Origin of the sequence: Caecibacteroides pullorum, assembly GCF_019239235.1 — a bacterium.
Classification (GTDB): Bacteria; Bacteroidota; Bacteroidia; order Bacteroidales; family Bacteroidaceae; genus Bacteroides; species Bacteroides pullorum.
On sequence record NZ_JAAZTS010000005.1, the window covers coordinates 97,627 to 116,734 of the forward strand.

12 protein-coding genes and 1 pseudogene are annotated in these 19,108 nt (G+C 44.4%); 7 read left to right on the forward strand and 6 right to left on the reverse strand.

Annotated elements, in window-relative coordinates:
• Window positions 1-14: 14 nt before the first annotated feature.
• The 7 genes from bamA (at window position 15) to HF894_RS05880 (ending at window position 7,520) form a co-directional block, all read left to right on the forward strand.
• Entirely contained in the window at window positions 15-2,639 is a 2,625-nt protein-coding gene (gene bamA / locus HF894_RS05850) for an outer membrane protein assembly factor BamA (protein WP_021848282.1), read from the forward strand.
• Between the two features lie 27 nt (window positions 2,640-2,666).
• Window positions 2,667-3,182 (forward strand): OmpH family outer membrane protein, encoded by a 516-nt coding sequence (locus tag HF894_RS05855; protein WP_021848283.1) that lies wholly within the window; start codon window positions 2,667-2,669, stop codon window positions 3,180-3,182.
• Window positions 3,183-3,243: 61 nt separating this feature from the next.
• The gene (locus tag HF894_RS05860) at window positions 3,244-3,750 is read left to right on the forward strand and encodes an OmpH family outer membrane protein (RefSeq protein WP_021848284.1); all 507 of its coding nucleotides are present in this window, start codon (window positions 3,244-3,246) and stop codon (window positions 3,748-3,750) included.
• A gap of 143 nt (window positions 3,751-3,893) precedes the next feature.
• On the forward strand, window positions 3,894-4,739 hold the full coding sequence (gene murI / locus HF894_RS05865; protein WP_204971413.1) for a glutamate racemase: 846 nt from the start codon (window positions 3,894-3,896) through the stop codon (window positions 4,737-4,739).
• Between the two features lie 166 nt (window positions 4,740-4,905).
• Window positions 4,906-5,142 carry a DUF2007-related protein gene (locus HF894_RS05870; RefSeq protein WP_021848287.1) on the forward strand — a complete coding sequence of 79 codons (237 nt, stop codon included), beginning with the start codon at window positions 4,906-4,908 and terminating at the stop codon, window positions 5,140-5,142.
• A 28-nt stretch (window positions 5,143-5,170) separates the two neighbouring features.
• Window positions 5,171-6,253 (forward strand): glutamate 5-kinase, encoded by a 1,083-nt coding sequence (proB, locus tag HF894_RS05875; RefSeq protein ID WP_204971414.1) that lies wholly within the window; start codon window positions 5,171-5,173, stop codon window positions 6,251-6,253.
• A 16-nt stretch (window positions 6,254-6,269) separates the two neighbouring features.
• Window positions 6,270-7,520: a glutamate-5-semialdehyde dehydrogenase gene (locus tag HF894_RS05880; protein WP_204971415.1), complete on the forward strand. Its 1,251-nt coding sequence runs from the start codon at window positions 6,270-6,272 to the stop codon at window positions 7,518-7,520.
• Here the strand turns inward: HF894_RS05880 and HF894_RS05885 are convergent.
• From HF894_RS05885 to HF894_RS05915, 6 genes and pseudogenes are all read right to left on the reverse strand, one after another.
• On the reverse strand, window positions 7,517-8,695 hold the full coding sequence (locus HF894_RS05885) for a porin (protein ID WP_021848290.1): 1,179 nt from the start codon (window positions 8,693-8,695) through the stop codon (window positions 7,517-7,519). The genes HF894_RS05880 and HF894_RS05885 overlap by 4 nt on opposite strands.
• A 124-nt stretch (window positions 8,696-8,819) precedes the next feature.
• The gene (locus tag HF894_RS05890) at window positions 8,820-10,367 is read right to left on the reverse strand and encodes a Gfo/Idh/MocA family protein (RefSeq protein WP_075318447.1); all 1,548 of its coding nucleotides are present in this window, start codon (window positions 10,365-10,367) and stop codon (window positions 8,820-8,822) included.
• Between the two features lie 156 nt (window positions 10,368-10,523).
• A pseudogene (locus HF894_RS05895) lies at window positions 10,524-14,387 on the reverse strand (TIM-barrel domain-containing protein).
• Window positions 14,388-14,434: 47 nt separating this feature from the next.
• Window positions 14,435-16,222 carry a right-handed parallel beta-helix repeat-containing protein gene (locus tag HF894_RS05905; protein WP_204971416.1) on the reverse strand — a complete coding sequence of 596 codons (1,788 nt, stop codon included), beginning with the start codon at window positions 16,220-16,222 and terminating at the stop codon, window positions 14,435-14,437.
• A gap of 103 nt (window positions 16,223-16,325) precedes the next feature.
• A complete protein-coding gene (locus HF894_RS05910) occupies window positions 16,326-17,183 on the reverse strand; it encodes a discoidin domain-containing protein (protein WP_204971417.1) in 858 nt (285 codons plus the stop codon).
• 105 nt (window positions 17,184-17,288) lie between these two features.
• Window positions 17,289-19,085: a RagB/SusD family nutrient uptake outer membrane protein gene (locus HF894_RS05915; RefSeq protein ID WP_021848296.1), complete on the reverse strand. Its 1,797-nt coding sequence runs from the start codon at window positions 19,083-19,085 to the stop codon at window positions 17,289-17,291.
• Window positions 19,086-19,108: the final 23 nt, after the last annotated feature.

The window sequence follows — 19,108 nt, forward strand, 5'->3', positions numbered from 1 at the left end:
TAATCAGTGAAATAATGCATTATCGTATCTTCTCCATACTCGTAACAGCCTTTCTCCTCATTAGCTGCCTGCCGACGGCATTTGCACAAGACAATCAGTCTGAAAAACCCGTTGTGCTCTATGGCACCCCGAAAAAATATGAAATAGCAGACATCAAAGTGGAAGGCGCCGAAAATTATGAAGATTATGTCATCATCAACCTGTCCGGCCTCTCAAAAGGACAGCTGATCACCATTCCTGGCGATGAAATCACCCAAGCCTGTAAACGCTATTGGCGTCACGGACTTTTCTCCGATGTTTCTATCACATTCGACAAGGTGGAAGGCGACAAGGCATGGCTCACCATCCACGTGGTGATGCGTCCGCGTGTATCGGAAATCCATTTCCATGGCGTCAAGAAGTCTGAACGTGAAGATTTGGAAACCAAGATCGGAATGATTAAGGGAAATCAGATTACTCCCAATCAGATAGACCGTGCTAAAACATTGATAGAACGTTATTTCGACGACAAAGGTTTCAAAAATGCAGAAGTCATCATCAACCAAAAAGATGATAAAAACAACGAAAACCAAGTGATTGTCGACATCGAAATCGACAAAAAAGAAAAAGTAAAGGTACATCAGATTACGATCGAAGGAAACAAAGCCATCACCGCCAAGAAGCTGAAGCGTGTGATGAAGAAAACCAACGAAAAAGGTAAACTGTTGAACCTGTTCCGCACTAAGAAATTCGTAGAAGAGAATTATGAGGCAGACAAGCAACTCATCATCGACAAGTATAACGAACTGGGTTATCGCGATGCCATGATTGTGGCCGATAGTGTGACACCCTACGATGAAAAGACCGTAAACGTTTATCTGCAAATTGAAGAAGGACAGAAATACTATCTGCGTAACGTGACATGGGTAGGTAACACGCTTTATCCATCTGAGCAGCTGGACTACTTGCTTCGCATGAAGAAAGGCGACGTCTACAACCAGAAGTTACTTGAAGAACGTACATCGACCGATGAAGATGCTATCGGAAACTTGTACTACAACAACGGTTACCTGTTCTACAGCCTTGATCCTGTAGAAGTAAACATCGTAGGTGACTCCATCGACCTTGAAATGCGTATTTACGAAGGACGCCAGGCAACCATCAACAAGATCATCATCAGTGGTAACGACCGCGTCTACGAGAACATTGTACGTCGCGAACTTCGTACCCGCCCGGGCGACCTTTTCAGCCGTGAAGAATTGATGCGTTCGCTTCGTGAAATCCAGCAGATGGGACACTTCGACCCCGAACAACTCCAACCGGACATTAAACCACGCCCCGAAGACGGTACGGTGGATATCGGCTATCCGCTTGTTTCCAAAGCTAACGACCAGGTCGAATTTTCAGCAGGTTGGGGACAGACAGGTGTCATCGGTAAATTGAGTCTGAAGTTTACCAACTTCTCATTGGCAAACTTGTTGCACCCGGGCGAGAACTATCGAGGCATCCTGCCACAAGGTGACGGACAGACACTGACCATCAGCGGCCAAACCAATGCTAAATACTACCAGTCGTATAGTGTATCATTCTACGATCCTTGGTTCGGCGGCAAGCGTCCGAATGCTTTCTCAGTGTCAGCCTTCTATTCTCGCCAGACGGATATCAGCAGCCGTTACTATAACGATGCTTATTATAATAGCTACTATAACAGTCTTTATAGTGGTATGTACGGTTATGGCCTCTACAACTATGGCAACTATACTAACTACGAGAACTATTATGACCCCGACAAATCAGTTCAGATGTATGGTTTGGCCGTCATGTTTGGTAAGCGTCTGAAGTGGCCTGATGACTACTTCCAGTTCACCGCAGAGCTCTCTTATCAACGCTATGTTTTGAAAGAGTGGCAATACTTCCCTGTAACCAATGGAAAGTGCAACGACTTGAGTATAAACCTGACCCTTTCGCGCAGCTCTATCGACAACCCGATTTATCCGCGCCAAGGATCCGAGTTCTCGCTCTCTGTACAGTTTACACCGCCTTATTCTCTGTTCGACGGAGTAGACTACAGCAAATACAACCTGAACAACCAGGATGATATCAACAAGATGCACAAATGGGTAGAATACCACAAGTGGAAATTCAAATCAAAAGTATACATTCCGTTGATGGACCCCTACAACGTGAAACGTACACCTGTCCTCATGGGGCGTGTTGAGTTCGGTTTGCTGGGTCATTACAATAAATATAAAAAGTCACCGTTCGGTACTTTCGAAGTGGGTGGTGACGGTATGACCGGCTATTCCTATTACGCAACCGAAACAATAGCTCTGCGTGGTTACGAAAACGGTTCATTGGCCTCTTACGGCAGCGAAGGTTATGCCTACACCCGCCTTGGCCTTGAATTGCGCTACCCGCTGATGCTCGAAACCAGTACCAGCATTTATGCCCTGACTTTTGTCGAGGCCGGTAATGCTTGGCAGGAGGTAAACGACTTTAACCCCTTCGAACTGAAACGTTCGGCAGGTGTCGGTGTCCGCATCTTCCTCCCGATGGTAGGTATGATGGGTATCGACTGGGCTTATGGTTTCGACAAAGTACGTGGATCAAGTTCGTATGGCGGAAGCCAGTTCCACTTCATTCTGGGACAAGAATTCTAACATTAGTTTCACCAAAACCGATAAGTTATGAAGAAGAGTGTTTTTACCCTGTTACTACTGACCATCTTCAGTGTGGCAACCCATGCGCAGAAGTTTGCATTGATTGACATGGAATATATCCTTGAGAATATCCCTGCTTACGAAAGTGCCAACCAACAACTGGAACAAGCCAGCAAACAATGGCAGGCAGAAATAGAAAAAGCAGGGCAGGAAGCTAAAAATCTATATGAGAGTTACCAGGCTACTGCCAAGAGCATGACAGAAGCACAACGCACCCAAAAAGAGAATGAGATCGTAGAAAAAGAAAAATCTTTAGCCGAGCTCCGCCGCAAATATTTTGGCCCAGAAGGCGAACTTTATAAGAAACGTGAAGCTTTGATAGGTCCGATTCAAGATCAAATTTACAACGCCGTCAAAGAAATCGCAACCCAACGAGGATATGCAGTTGTAACCGATCGTGCATCGGCTTCCAGCATTATATTCGCCTCTCCTGATATCGATATCAGCAACGAAGTATTGGCAAGGTTAGGATATTCCAATTAAAATCAATACATTTGCACGAAAGTCACTAAAAGAAGAAATAATCAATTTAAAAATAAACATTATGCTTAAAAAAATCGCACTCATCGCAGTTATGTTCATCCTCCCCTTGGGAGCGATGGCACAAGCCAAATTCGGCCACATGAATTCGCAGGAAATCATCACCGTGATGCCTGAATTCACTAAAGCACAGGCCGACTTGGATGCATTGTCAAAACAATATCGTGAAGAAATGCAACGTTCGGAAGAAGAATTCAACAGAAAGTATCAGGAACTGCTCCAACAGCAAGATTCTCTACCTAAGAACATTCTGGAAAGACGTTCAAAGGAAGTACAGGACATGGCACAACGCCAGCAACAATTCCAGCAGGAAGCCTATCAGGCAATGGAAAAGGCTCAGCAAGAAGCTATGGTACCTATCTATAAGAAACTGGACGATGCTGTTCAGGCTGTAGGTAAGGCAGAAGGTGTTGTTTATATCTTCGATATCGCACGTACACCGGTTGCTTACATCGGTACAGGAAGCATCGACCTGACCGCCAAGGTAAAAACCCAACTCGGAATAAAATAATCACAAATTATAAATCAAGCGATCCCGAAATGCATCCCATGTATTTCGGGATTTTTTTGCATATACAAGAAATAGCCTCCGGCAACAGCCTTGATATTCGAATAAAATCAGTAAGTTTGTGAATAGATTATTCAAAATGACACATGAAACATACATTACCATCCCAACCAGGCCCTATCGGCGTTTTCGACTCTGGCTATGGCGGACTGACCATCCTGAGCAAATTCAAAGAAATACTCCCGCATAATGATTTCATCTACCTGGGCGACAACGCCCGGACCCCTTATGGAACACGCTCCTTCGAAATCGTATACGAATTCACTTTACAGGCTGTAACACGACTCTTTGAGTTGGGTTGCCACCTGGTCATACTGGCTTGCAACACTGCTTCAGCCAAAGCTTTACGTAGCATACAAATCAACAATCTCCCTCAAATCGATCCTGACCGACGTGTATTGGGCGTTATCCGCCCTACCGTAGAATGTATCGATAGTATCACCCAGAGCAAACATGTCGGTATTTTGGCCACTTCCGGCACAATCAAATCGGAATCGTATATCATGGAAGTACATAAACTTTTCCCTGAAATCAAGGTAACAGGACAAGCGTGTCCAATGTGGGTTCCCCTCGTTGAATATAACGAAGCCCAAGCACCAGGCGCCGACTATTTCGTGAAGAAATACATCGACGAGCTGCTTGCTAAGGATAATCAGATTGACACAATCATCTTGGGATGCACTCATTACCCTCTGCTTCTACCCAAAATAAAACAATATGTACCAGAAGGTATCCACATCGTATCACAAGGCGAATTAGTAGCCAGAAGTTTACAAGATTACCTCAAACGTCATCCCGAAATGGATGCGCGATGCACGCGTGGCGGAACTTGTACTTACTTTACTACGGAAGCCGAAGAGAAATTTGCCGACTCTGCCTCGACTTTCCTCAATGAATCAATCCAAGTCAGTCATCTGGACCTTAATGATTAGCGTCGTAAAGTGGCACTTTAGACTTCTAACGAGGCACTTTACAACGCTAAAGTAGATGTTTAGCCATAAGAATACAACGTAATCCATAAATAATCCGACACATTATAAGCTTTTGAAAAATGAATTTGTTATTTTTGTAAACCCAAACCTTTTAAATCGGGAAGTTATGAAAGCGGAAGACAAAAGCAAACTCATTGAAGTATTCAAAGGTTCCTTATGGGAAGCCGAGTTGGTAAAAGGATTACTGGAAGCAAACGGAGTGAAATCTGCCACTAAAGACGGTATCGCAGTCAACATAGCCCTCCCCGAAACGGCCATAGACGTAGCCGTACTGGTGAACGAAGAAGACTATGAAGCAGCCATGCAAGTGATGCGTGAACGCGACAGGGAGCAAAATGGCTAAGACAAAGACAAACGACCGAACCACAAATATGAAACAAACATTGAACCGAATTGCTGTCAAAATTGGCAGCAACGTACTTACTCGTGCCGACGGGACATTGGACGTTACCCGCATGTCTGCGTTGGTCGATCAAATTGCGGCCCTACACAAGGCTGGCATCAAGATAGTCCTTATCTCTTCGGGAGCTGTAGCTTCAGGTCGAAGCGAACTTTCACCTATCAAAAAGCTGGACAGTGTAGACCAACGCCAACTATTTTCTGCCATCGGGCAAGTAAAGCTCATCAACCGCTACTATGAACTGTTCCGCGAATATGGTATCACTGTGGGACAAGTGCTTACCATGAAAGAAAGTTTCGGCACACGACGCCACTACCTTAACCAGAAGAATTGCATGAACGTGATGCTGGACAATGGCGTTCTTCCCATCGTCAACGAAAACGACACCATTTCCGTCACTGAACTGATGTTTACTGACAACGATGAACTCTCAGGCTTGATAGCCACCATGATGGACGCACAAGCTCTCATCATACTTAGCAACATTGACGGCATCTATAATGGGCTACCATCCGATCCCACCTCAAAAGTCATCCGCAAAATCGAACAAAACTGTGACTTGACCTCCTACATCCAAGCCTCTAAATCGAGCTTTGGACGTGGAGGAATGCTGACCAAAACTCGTATAGCCCGTAAGGTTGCCGACGAAGGGATTACGGTCATCATCGCCAACGGCAAACGTGACAATATCTTGACTGACTTGATAGAAAAACCTGAAGACACGCTCTGCACTCGCTTCGTGCCAGCACCGCAACCCGTCTCCAGCATCAAGAAATGGATTGCACATAGCGAAGGATTCGCCAAAGGAGAGCTACACATCAACCCACGAGCCACCGAAATTATAGTTGCCGACAAAGCTGCCAGTATCCTACCGGTAGGTATCACAGACGTCAAAGGTGAGTTCGAGAAAGACGATATCGTCCGCATCATCAATGCAGAAGGAAAGCCAATTGGGGTCGGAAAAGCCAATTGCAGCTCAGACCAAGCCCGTGAAGTCATGGGCAAACACGGCGAGAAACCCATCATCCATTACGATTATCTATACATCGAATAACCACAAAAAAACAACAATGAACCTGATCCATACATTTGAAGCAGTACAAGAGGCCAGCCTACAATTATTGGAACTGACCGACAAAGATATCAACAAGATCCTGCATGCCGTAGCCGATGCCGCCATCGAACAGACAGATTTCATTCTGTCTGAAAATCTTAAAGACTTGGATCGTATGAATCCGGCCAATCCCAAATATGATCGCCTGAAGCTCACGAAAGAGCGCCTTCAAAGCATTGCCTCCGACATCCGCAACGTTGCCACCCTGCCCTCTCCGTTAGGTCGTACGCTGAAAGAAAACACACTGCCCAACGGGTTGCGCATTCGGCGAGTCAGCGTTCCTTTTGGCGTCATAGGCATCATCTACGAAGCACGCCCCAACGTCAGCTTCGATGTTTTCTCACTCTGCCTGAAGAGTGGTAATGCCTGCATCCTAAAGGGAGGAAGCGATGCCGACTGTTCGAACCGTGCTATCATCCACGTCATCCACCAGGTGCTGAAACATTTTCAACTCAATCCACACATTGTCGAACTCCTCCCCGCCACCCATGAAGCAACCGCCGAACTGCTCCATGCTAATCAATATGTAGACTTGCTAATCCCCCGCGGTAGCAGCAATCTCATCCAATTCGTCCGCCAGAATGCTACAATCCCTGTTATTGAGACAGGTGCAGGCATCTGCCACACTTACTTCGATAAAGAAGGTGACTTGCAAAAGGGAACAGCCATTATCAACAATGCCAAAACACGCCGCGTCAGTGTATGCAATGCCTTGGATTGCCTGATTGTCCACGCCAAACGCCTCCACGATCTGCCCCAACTTTGTGCGCCACTGGCCAACAGCCACGTCATCATCTGTGCTGACGCCCCTGCTTATGCCGCACTGCAAGGGAACTATCCACAAGAATTACTCAAAATGGCCACAGATCAAGACTTTGGCACCGAATTTCTGGATTACAAAATGTCCATTAAAACCTGTAGTTCAATAGAGGGAGCGTTGAATCATATCCAACACTACAGTTCCAAACATAGCGAATGCATCGTGACAGAAAATCCGACGAATGCAGCCTTGTTCTGCCGCAAAGTAGATGCAGCCTGTGTCTACGTCAATGCCCCGACTTCATTTACTGACGGAGCCCAATTCGGCTTAGGCGCAGAAATAGGCATCAGCACTCAAAAACTACATGCACGTGGCCCGATGGCTTTGGAAGAAATTACTACTTACAAGTGGATTATCGAAGGCAACGGACAAATCAGAAAGCCTTAGAAAACAGGAATGGTATAAACCAAACCCAACGAAATGCGCTGCGACGTATAGTCATCGGCTCCCAACGCACGAGCACGCGACGTCAGCCCATGATCTTTATACAACAGGTGCAGGTAGATACGCAATTCACTATTGTCCATCGGAAAGTACTCTGCGCACAGTTGTGCATTCCATGTGCGACGATAAAGGCCTTTCTCATAAGGGCCATTTGCTTTATACACGCCCCCTAATTCGTAAGCACCTTTTGCATACACATTCCAATGTTTATGTACCCGATAATCGAAATTAAGAATAGTCGTAAAGTAATGGACATGCTGCGCCGTCACACCTCCATCAGCCAAAGTAGCAGACAGCTCACTGATCAGCCCTTTCGTATCAATACCCTCACGTGAATACATAAAATCCGCATATGCCACAATAGGGCCTTTCTCCCACACATTACCAGCGGTCAGATAAAGAATGTCACGTTTGTCGGCCAACTCTCCCCACGAAGCGGAATAACGCAAATTTAATCCTCTGTCGAAGAAATAACCATCCCAGTTGAGAGTAGAAAGTACAGGAACTTTTACCTTGTTCACCCCTTCGGGAAGTCCATAGATAAAAGACTCCTCTCCCTTAGCAGCCGAATTATTCAGCACCTGTAAATTCAACCGTTGCGTAGGCGAAAAGATGATGGCTCCATTTAGACCTGCCTGATAACAATCAATATAGTTATTGAAATCACTGAATTCACGCACCCGAATTGCATTCACCCAATATTCATAACCACTCAGCTGAATAGCCTGCTTTCCTACCGTCAACATAAAATGAGGATTCATCCGCCAGTCTACGTAAGCGCACTCTACAGAGGAAGACAGGTTGTCCACCGCACGAGGATTGCTGTACTTATTGAACGATTGCCTGAAATGATAAGCGAAATTTTTACCAAAATCTCCCAATAACTCCAAACGGACTCCATTGATTTTAAATGCAGCCTCGTCCAACGAGCCATCTATGAAATTGGCTGCAGCAGACGTATAGAATTGTAAATTCATACTACTGGATGAAATGGATTTCCCACCTTTGGTGAAACGTTCGAGCAACGTCCGTCCTTCTTCAGGTTCAATAAGGGGATCTTGCGCCTGCACACTTGCACATCCTATCAGAAAGCAGGCCCATAACAACGTCTTTTTCATTTCAGATCTTAATTTGGTCAGCATAGGCAAAGATAGTAAAAAAGCCGGACTAAGCCGGCTTTATACTATAAAAAGATGGAATGGGATAAAGATTCCATTGCTTTCCTATATGGAAAACTATGTTTTATTTACCTTCTTCTGCCCATTCTTTGGCACCTTGTTCTTTCAGCTTGGCAGTGAAAGCTTTAGCCTTCTCCATGCTGGCAGCCTCATCTTCGGGGCTTGCATAAGCGTGCTTGTAACCTTTCACTACATTCCATTCGCCACGAGTGAAGTCGGGGAATTCAACAGCAGCACAACCATTGTCCATAGACAATTCGCCCAGCTCGGCCAGACAGCACCATTCAGCCAGGTCATATACGTCCATATCCAAAGGCAGACCATTCTGCAAGCAGTATACCAGACGGCTGTCCATGATGAAGTCCATACCACCGTGACCACCTACTTCCTTAGCCATCTCACCATATTTCTTCAGGATGGGGTGCTGATATTTCTCTACCAGTGCCTTCATGTCAGCGTCAGACATGAAACCATGTGCGCTCAGGTCATCAACCTTAGGCTGTACACCAGAAGCACTCAGCTGAGCTGCATCGAGAGCATAACCTTCTACAGGATATTTATTGGCAAAGCCTTTAGTACCAGTCAGCTGATACAGACGGTTGTAAGGCTGAGGAGTCATCACGTTGTGCTGGATTTCAATCACTTTACCATTGGCAGTGCGGATCAACGTCGTAGTGTGGTCGCCGTTACGGAAGTTGTTGCAGGTAGAGTCTGTTCTTTCTTCAACCAATGCCTTACCGATAACAGATTTGGTATCCATAGCTACCAGCGTAGTCATACGGTCACCACGGTGGATATCAAGCGCCTGTGCAACAGGACCAAGGCCGTGAGTAGCGTATACGTCGCCACGATGACGCATGTTGTAGTCCAGACGCCAGCCCAGCTTGTCGCCTTCGCCGTTCTTCCAATAGTAATCCCAGAATTCGCTCAAGTTATGGATATAAGCACCTTGTGCACGGATCACTTCGCCGAACACACCATTCTGAGCCATGTTCAGGGTGTTCATTTCAAACCAGTCATAGCAGCAGTTCTCCAGAATCATACAGTGCTTACGATTTTTTTCACTCAGATCTATCAACTCCCAGCATTCCTTCAAGTTCATGGCAGAAGGTACTTCAATAGCGACGTTCTTGCCGTTCTCCAACGCACACTTGGCGATGGGAAAGTGGTGCAACCAGTCAGCGGCAATGTAAACCAAGTCAATATCATCACGTTTGCAGAGCTCTTCATAGCCATTGGCACCTGAATAAATGGCAGCCTTCGGCAAAGAAGCCTTCTTCAGAATCTGCTGGCAAGCCTCAGCACGCTTTTGCTCATAATCACAAAGAGCTACAATCTGAGTACCAGGGATATAAGTAAAACGAGCGACAGCACCCGGGCCACGCATACCCAAGCCGACAAAACCTACACGTACCACCTCCATTTTCGGAGTAGTCAGTCCCAATACGCTTTGCTGTCCGGCAGGACGCTCAGGTGTTTTCACTACGATAGTTCCATTCTTCCATTCCCACTGCGTACCCTTATCGTTCGTCTGAACGGTAGAGGTCGACTGTGTAGAGCATGCGCCCAATGCAAGGCACATGGCCAACAGTAATGTTCCAATTTTTTTCATAAATGGTTTTAATTTAAAAGTTAAAGAATAAAAATGTTGTATCTATTTCAAGAGGAGAGAGGGTACGCCATTTTACATGTGTACACCCCTTCCTTTATTCACATGTTGCAAAGATAGGCATTACTTGTCGATCAAACAAGAAGATGCCTCTCTTTTTCAGAACTTTCTGACCTCCATTCGTTTATTTACCAAGAAACCATCTTTTGCCTGCAGGTCGAACTTCACATTTCGATTGGCCTTCAGTTTAATGACAAACAGGTCACAATCGCCTTCCAGCGTCTCACGATTACCGAGATTGACAAAGGTCGGATACAATGCTTTCTCACCACTGGTATGAAGACGGTCGTTCGTCATATTATGCATATCCTTGACGGCACCTGCCTCAATTCCTACAAATTCGTAATCGGCAGGATTGTAAGGAAGAGCAAAACTCAAAGCATTGACAGCCTTCAGTCCTATACCTTTTACCTGGATTTCAACCGTCTCGCCCTTCGTATATGAGCGCTTAGCTGTGGTCAGCGTAATATTGCCTTCTACTTTTTCCACATTCCGAGCATGTGCACCACCTTCCAAGCGGGTAGCCACTGCAGAGATATCATAAGCATCGATCAGGCCGTTTACATTCAAGTCGCCACGACTGATATATCCTTCGAAATCGGAATCACCTCTTCTCAAACCTGTGTAATTGGTATACGAAGTCAGGTCGTTCTCGTCAATCTTTTTATCATTGTTGATGTCGCCCGGCAGATAGCTTTCTGTGCCTGGCACCTTAAACACATAGATCTCGCGTCCAGAACCGTAGTCGCCTACAGCCTCTGTCACACTCATCTTGATGTAACGAACTGTCGGTTTCTGTCCGAAGTTGAAAATCTTCGTCTCATTGTCACGCTTCCAATCAAAAGCACCTGCTTCTGTCCAGTTCTCCTTATCCATGCTATAGTAGATCGTTCCTTTCAACAACGTTCCGTTGCCGGCATTGTCACGAGGCAGATAATGAAGTTTTTCTATCTGATTGATAGAACGCAAATCAATAATCAAATCGAACGGTACAGCTTTTTCATTGTACTTCGTATGCCAAATCTCACCTTCTTCAAAATCAAACAGTTTTCGAATCGAATTCCCCTGATTAGGTACAGAGGTTTCACCCATCATACCTGTAATCGCAAATTCCAACGGGTTCTGTTTCGTGGTAGCACTGCATTCTGCCCAATCAGATACACCCTCCTTATTTACAGCACGTACTTTGAAAGAATAAGCGGTTTCTGCCTTCAGACCTTCAAACAGCAGTTCGGTTTCGCGAATGGTAGTATAAAGCATACCATCGAACTCTATTTCATAGAAATCAGCATTTTCAACTTTCGCCCATGTGGGTTTCAACGTATAAGCTTCGGTGTTTTCATCAGAAATCTGTGGCTGAGGAGCAAGCAATGTTCCTGTCGAAATGCGATACTTGTCAGCAGGAGCAAAGGCAAAACCTTTCACCGTCAAAGTAGTAGTAGCGGCCGTAATGTCCGAAGCAGCCAGTTTCACCAGCAATTGAGGGTTCTTTGTTATCACCTCTTTGGCAAAATCACTGCCTGGCGTCGCAAACTGGTTCAAATTAGGAGACTGATTGTAGAAATACACATTCTCGCCCGCCTTGAATGCTTCCAATGAAGTAACTTCAGTGAGCTTAATCTTGTTTTTACCAACATTGGCTACAATCTTCTTCGGCTTCTCAGTGACATTGATTCGGAATTCAGTGGCCTTCTCCTTTACCAAGCCTTTGAAATCACCCTGCGCAGGATGGATTGTAACCTGTAACTCACCCTTTTCATTCACATCCAATTCAATCAACGTAGTCGTAAATTTACCCGCACGATATTCTTCCGACACGCCATCGTCATCGTACTCTGTAAACGACGAATAGCCATAAGGATACAATTCATAGATACGCAGATGCTGATCTATCTCATGCACATTGTTGTTCGGATTTGCCATTGGGATAATAGCTCCTTTCTTCACAAACACAGGAAACTTCCAAAGCGGTGAAGCAAAGTTATTAATGATACAGCCACCCTGATAGACATCACCAGAGAAATAGTCAACCCACTCACCTTCTGGCAAATAAATTCCATTACGAACATCATTACCCTGTCCATCAGCCTTCGTAGCTTGATAAATCGGAGCAACCAAGAAATAAGGGCCATACAGATATTGGTATTGGGTAGACTTACCCCATGTATAGGCATTAGGATATTCAAGGAACATCGCACGAATCATAGGCAAGCCATCTACTGATTCCCGTGCTATACTATAAGTATAGGGCATCAATTCCGACTTTAACTTCAGGTACCAACGATTGATAGAAGTGGCAGGCTCACCCAAAGCATGCGGATATTTTTCATTTGCTCCCCAGCCGTCCATGTTCAGCTGCATAGGAGTAAAGGTTTTCCACTGGAAATCACGGGTATTTACTACCAAGTTCTTTCCACCGAAAATACCGTCCATATCTGAAGAAATATTAGGATTACCCGAAAGGCCTGAACCAATATAGGTTGGGATGTGAAAACGGATGTACTCCCAGTTACCACCAGTCTGGTCACCCGACCATAACCCTGCATAACGTTGAGTACCAGCCCAACCATCCAAGCTGATGATGAAAGGACGTGCATTATTGCCATAATAAGGCATGATTTGTGCCACATCCGTAATACCGTTCAATCCGAATGAATAACCGGCACCTACCCAAGCGACATCCGTCTTCAGCACGCGCACACCTGCATCTCTCACTTCTTTAACAATATCACGTTGAAGCAACGCCTCAACCCCTTCTTTCGGATGCAAGTCCGACTGAGTCCAAAGGCCTATCTCCACTCCATTCTTGTGGGCATAGTCTGTCAGGCTCTTCAAGTTCTGAATATTACCGTCCAGCGTACCTGTCTGTCCATAACCGGCACCATATCCGTCATTAGGGAAGCAACCAGCCCAAAGGCATATCATGATTCTTATATCGATCAATCACCGCACGAGCCGAGAACTGATAATTGTTCTTTTCGCCATTCAATGACTCCTTGATACCGCCATTGTCTTTTTGACTTTCCTTATAACGCTTCCCGTCTTCAAACAAGATGCCATTCTCATCTTCTTTCCAGTAGTCACGATTGTAAGCATTCAGATGGCCCTGATAGAAACCAAATTTCGGTATCAGTACAGGATTTCCTGTCAGTTGATAAAAATCATTCAACAAAGGTACAGCCCCCTCATTGACCATCACGAAGAGATCCAAATAATCTGTTTGATGAGACAACTTGACAACTCCAGCTACTTCACGTCCGAAATCATAAACTCCTTTTTTAAACGTATGCCACATGATGCCATAACCGTTTGTCGACCAATAAAAAGGATTTGGGGACGCCACACCACCATCCGTCCAACTATTCTGATTTTCAATGGCAATAGATCGCCATTTATGGGAGAAACGTCCATTCTGTACACCTCCGCCATAGAAATATTCATCAGGTTGCTCTTTCAGTTTCAATGTAACCATATCCTTTTCGAACACGATAGGCTCCACTTCTTCAATCACAACCTTTCCGTTTTCCCAATTGACTACCTTCATCAATGTCGTATTCTTATCAAACACGATCTTGATTCTCTCCGTAGCCACCGACAATTGTCCAGACTCATCTTGTAAATCCAATCCTACAATAGATTTACGTGGCTGGCCCACCAAAATTTTGCTTCCGGCTCAGCTTGGGGATCACGAATGACACCTCCCGCATTGTCCTGAAACATTCTGAAAATATTCTCCCCATAAAAATCGAGCGTCATGCGCTGATTGTTTGAAAAGAGAATTTCTACCGTAGTCGGATTGATTTGGACAGCTCCGACAATTTATATCGCAGCCTGTTGTGTAGCCTCGACACCGTTTTTTTCATTACACACAGCTTGAGCTTCCTGCTGAGGAGATAATAATAGTAAAGCCAATGCTAAAGGCATCGCTTTCCAACGCTCAAGATTACCATAAAAGTTTCTCATGCTATACGAGTTTTATAATTTAAGTTAGAAGTTACTCACATTTTATTTTATTCTGAAATGGATACACGATTCACCTTTTCCAACCAAAAGCGATTTCTGTTAAAATGAAAAGGAGGATATTCCGTATTTGTTTTTATCGTATTGTTCCGAAAGACAAGACCATCTACGGATTTTACATAGAGGATTGGGGCATCAAACGTATCGAATACATTGTTTTCTATCACAATGCCTCCCTCTTTCCCTCCATGAAAATAAGCTTGTTGCTTCTCCAGTTCAGGAATCTCCGGATAGATAGAAATCACAGCATTGGTAAACTGATACATACTGGTCAACGCATTGATAAAATGATTGTTCCGTATCTGAACATTGCGACAAGCCCCTGTCTCAAACCATCCGTTACAATCCCCACAAAGCAAAATGGCTGTTCCTGATGTATGATCAAATGTATTGTTTTCGACAATTGTCTCGCGAGGCGTACTGAACAAAGCACCACGCGCCCGATTGTTGCGAATAAGATTACCCGAAAACAAGACTTCTGGAGACCAAGTCAAATTCTCAATACCAAAGCTTCCCTTTTCATCAATACAGGCCTCTACAGGCTTCTCAAAACTTATCAGAAATTCGCGAGCTCCTTCTATACAGTCCTTATCATAAGGGGTGATAGCCGTAATTTTATTTTTGGTACCGATCAATTCCATGGTCGTTGAACGGATAAACTGTACTTCGTCACCTGTACGTCCCCATTCAAAACCCCAAGACTGGTCATGCATATAACGCCCCACCAAGGTGTACTCATCCTTACGGTCGATTACTTTCAAGTAAGTGCCGTGCACATTTATCGCATTATCCATCATCCCCTCGTACAACCCGTTACATGAAATGATCTTTCCCTTGCAACCCGAAAAGTGGGTAGCATCCGCTTGAGTCGTAAAATAGCGAGGATCCTCCTCCCCTTTTAGGCACACACGGAATTTCTCGAGCGTTACATTTTCACATACTTGGGCCAACAGGCCCATTCCTTCTGCATAATGTACCTGTATATTTTCCAGACGGGTATTAAGATTGTGCGAAAGGAAAATACCCGGAGTGGGACGTCCCCATCCACGCATCACAAATATCGTTCCCGGTACCAGTTTACTGTCTTTCCAGTTCGGTGCCAACACACATCCATCTGATGTCAAAGAAGCTCCCTTGGTATTGCATCCACGATCACCAGCATTGTAGACAATCCGTCTTGTATCCTTTTCAAAAGGAATTCCCCAACTATGTCTTACTGTCCATCCATCGCCATAAGCTTCAAAGACACTATCTTTAGCTATACGATATTTCACCCAAGGAGCTGGACGGAAAGTAATCCCTTGTTCCTGATCGTTCTTCACAATCTCCACTTGTGCGATATGTGGATTTGCAAAATCAATACTGAAATTCTTTAAAACACAATTCTCTGAATGCACTAGAGAAATCGGCAACATTCTACCATGAAAGACAAATGAAGCTCCACCGCCATCCAATGTCAGATGCTTCATCCCTTCCAAAGGAAGACCAACCTTTTTCGGATTGTCCTGATCGTGATTAGATATATAGTACACCCTTATAGCCGCCCCTTTCTCATGAAAATGATAGGTACCTGGATGAAAACGGATCACAATACTGTCACCCTCCTCATATTCGGCATTGATTTTTTTCAGCAGGCTCTGCCAGGTAGCAGAAATATTTTTCGAGCTGTTGGCCTTCATGCCAAAATCGGCCACATCATACACTCTAATTTCCTGAGCGCAGACAACAGAGGTTAACAATAGTCCTAACAATAAGTACAGCCCCTTCTGTTTATTCATGATCTTTAGATTCAGTTAGATTTATAAAAAGAGGATGTCTGAACCTATCGGACATCCTCTGCAAAGATACTTAGATTTTAAAAAGGTAGAAGAAATTATGGCTTTAAATTTTTTCGTATGCCTTGAAATAAGCTATCTGACAAGCGTTGTTACTTGTGTTCGTTTCAGTAATTTCTATTTTCATGTAACGCGCCTTTACAGGTTCAGCTGGAACAATCTCCTCATAAGCTGGAATCAACGGACTATTAGGACCTTCAACCACCGTACCATCAGGAGCGGTCCAAGGGAAAGTAAAAGTAAAGCCTCCAACCTCAGTAAAGGTTTCATTATCCGTACTAGCATACAGCTTTAAAGTCTTTACTGAACCGTAATTGTTGCCATTTCCGGCATAATATCTTCTACCGATATCGAACTTAGCAATCTCCAATTCTTCCTGCATGTCCACTACAATCCAATAAGGTAAAGAAGGAGCATCACCATTATACTGGCTATGCCAATAAGTTGTACGATCTTCACTGAACAAACTAGCATAACCCCCACCATCACTGCTCTCGACACTGTTACCTGTGGCTGTCCAGCGAGTCCAGTCATATTGCAGGTATTCCTGTCCTGCATATTTCTGCAGCACTTGGAATGACTTCAACCAATAACCACATTTCACATTGACAGTCGCCGTACGATAGTTCGAACTCGTATTGGCCTGTGTAGTAGTTACTGTAATTTCTTTTCCTTTAGTTGTAATGGTACACCATTCGTCCACCCCCTCGCCAAAATCAATCGATTTGATTTCAATGGGTGAGTCAATATCCGTGTCAGCAGTTATGGTAGTAGTTGAACTGGCTTCTGCCTCTACTACAGCACGTTCAATCACGACATAACCCACATAAGGCTGCTCCGTATCAGCACATCCGGCATAAACAAATGCCAAAAGCAACAATAATAAATATGATATTTTTTTCATTTTACAAATTCTGTTATTTTAATGATGTTATAAAGACTTCTTTGAATCTACCCGCTCCTCCCTTAATAGAGGAAACGGGTAGATATTCATGACAATCCTTCAAAATCAGGGATTTTGTTCCAGTTTATAAGGATAAGCATCATATTGAGCCTGCGGAATATATTCGCATACCGACGGAGAATTGTAAGGAATCTCCAGATAGCGGTCACCCTGTCTCAACGTATGTCCGCCTGGATATTTGCGATCCAACGTCTGACGCCAACGGAACACGTCGAAACGACGATGACCTTCCCAAGCAAACTCCAACATACGTTCTTCTTCAATGATCTTGTGAATATCCTTCGGCTGACCGTTCTCAGCTGTCTTTATGTTGTCCAATGTCCACTCAGGAATACCAGCTCTCTCACGGAGCACATTCACGTCATCCAATGTAGCCTGCGTATCGCCTCCCTTTTCCAAATTGGCCTCAGCACGTATCAGATACATCTCTGCTAAACGAGAAATTATCGGTGACCACAAATGATAATATTGTTCCTGATAAGAACACTTATTAATAGCATACACTAAAAAAATAGATTCCTTTTGACGAAGAGTTCTAGCATCATATACTCGCGGTTCAATGCGACCAATATATTTTGTACCATCCGATGCCACCACGTAATAACGGGTACCCAAGTTATAAGGTTCAGACTGAATGGTAGCACTTCGGAACGACGCGGCATCTGCAGCACTCATGGCATACGTTCCATCGGCCTGTTTTTCAACAGAAATCTGACGATATTCGTAATTGGCGGTATTGCCTTGTTTGGCGGTATAGGCAAACGTCCAATCCTGATAATTCTTTACAGGATTACCTGTAATCGGATAAATATCGGTATTAGTACCATCTTCTACATATCGCTTGGTAATAAAATTGCTACGCAAATCCTGCGGATAACCCTTATCATCCAAATAAAGTTCCAACAACTCCAGATAAGGAGACGATGCGTACATTTCTTCCCAACCACTATTATCAACATGAATATACAAACCTCCCATCTTACCATAGCCTCCATCATCTTTCAATTTGGTACGGCGTACGGCAAAAATGGTTTCCGAATTTTCTTCGGGAACATGCTGAGAATAGATGGCATATTCTTCGCCACGCAACAATTCGAAACGACCAGAAGAAATGACATTATTTGCCATTTCCCAGGCACCTTCCCAATTTTCCATATAGAGATATACCCTGGCCAGCAAAGCTTCGGCAGCCTCCTTCGTGGCATAACAACTGTTTTTGGGAGACAGACCAGCCGGCAATGTCATATAAGTGATGGCATCTTGTAAGTCTTTTACCACCTGATCGTAAATCTCGGCCACTGTAGAACGGCTTTGGGGCAAATCATCGGGATCACTGTTCAGCTTCAAAGGAAGTCCCGGGTTCTGAGTCGGATTGTTGGAATAAGGTTGTGCAAACTCATTTACCAACAGGAAATAGCACAAGGCACGGAGATAATAGTTCTCGCCCACAATAACCTTCTCTTCTGCTGTCAGATTTTCACCCAATTCGGCTCCCATTTCGATTACCTTATTACAGTTACCGATGGTACGGTAACCCAACTCCCAAGCATACTCAGTAACAGAACTGGTAATATTGCGACTATAATCATAAATATCAAATTTGGTATCGGTAGACGTACCACCCCAAGAAAGGTCATCGCCTCCGTAAGCCCAAAAGTAATAGCCATAATCAATCAAACCGCCATCGTATTTCAACATGCTGTAACTGCCTTGCGACAATTCCACAATATTACGAGCCGTAACGTCTTCACCCGTCACGCCTTCGTACATATTTACGTCCAAGCTGCAACTTGCCAATGAAGAGACAACAGCCAGGGCACCTAATGTATATTTCAGTTTCATAGTTTCTATCTTATTGGTTATCA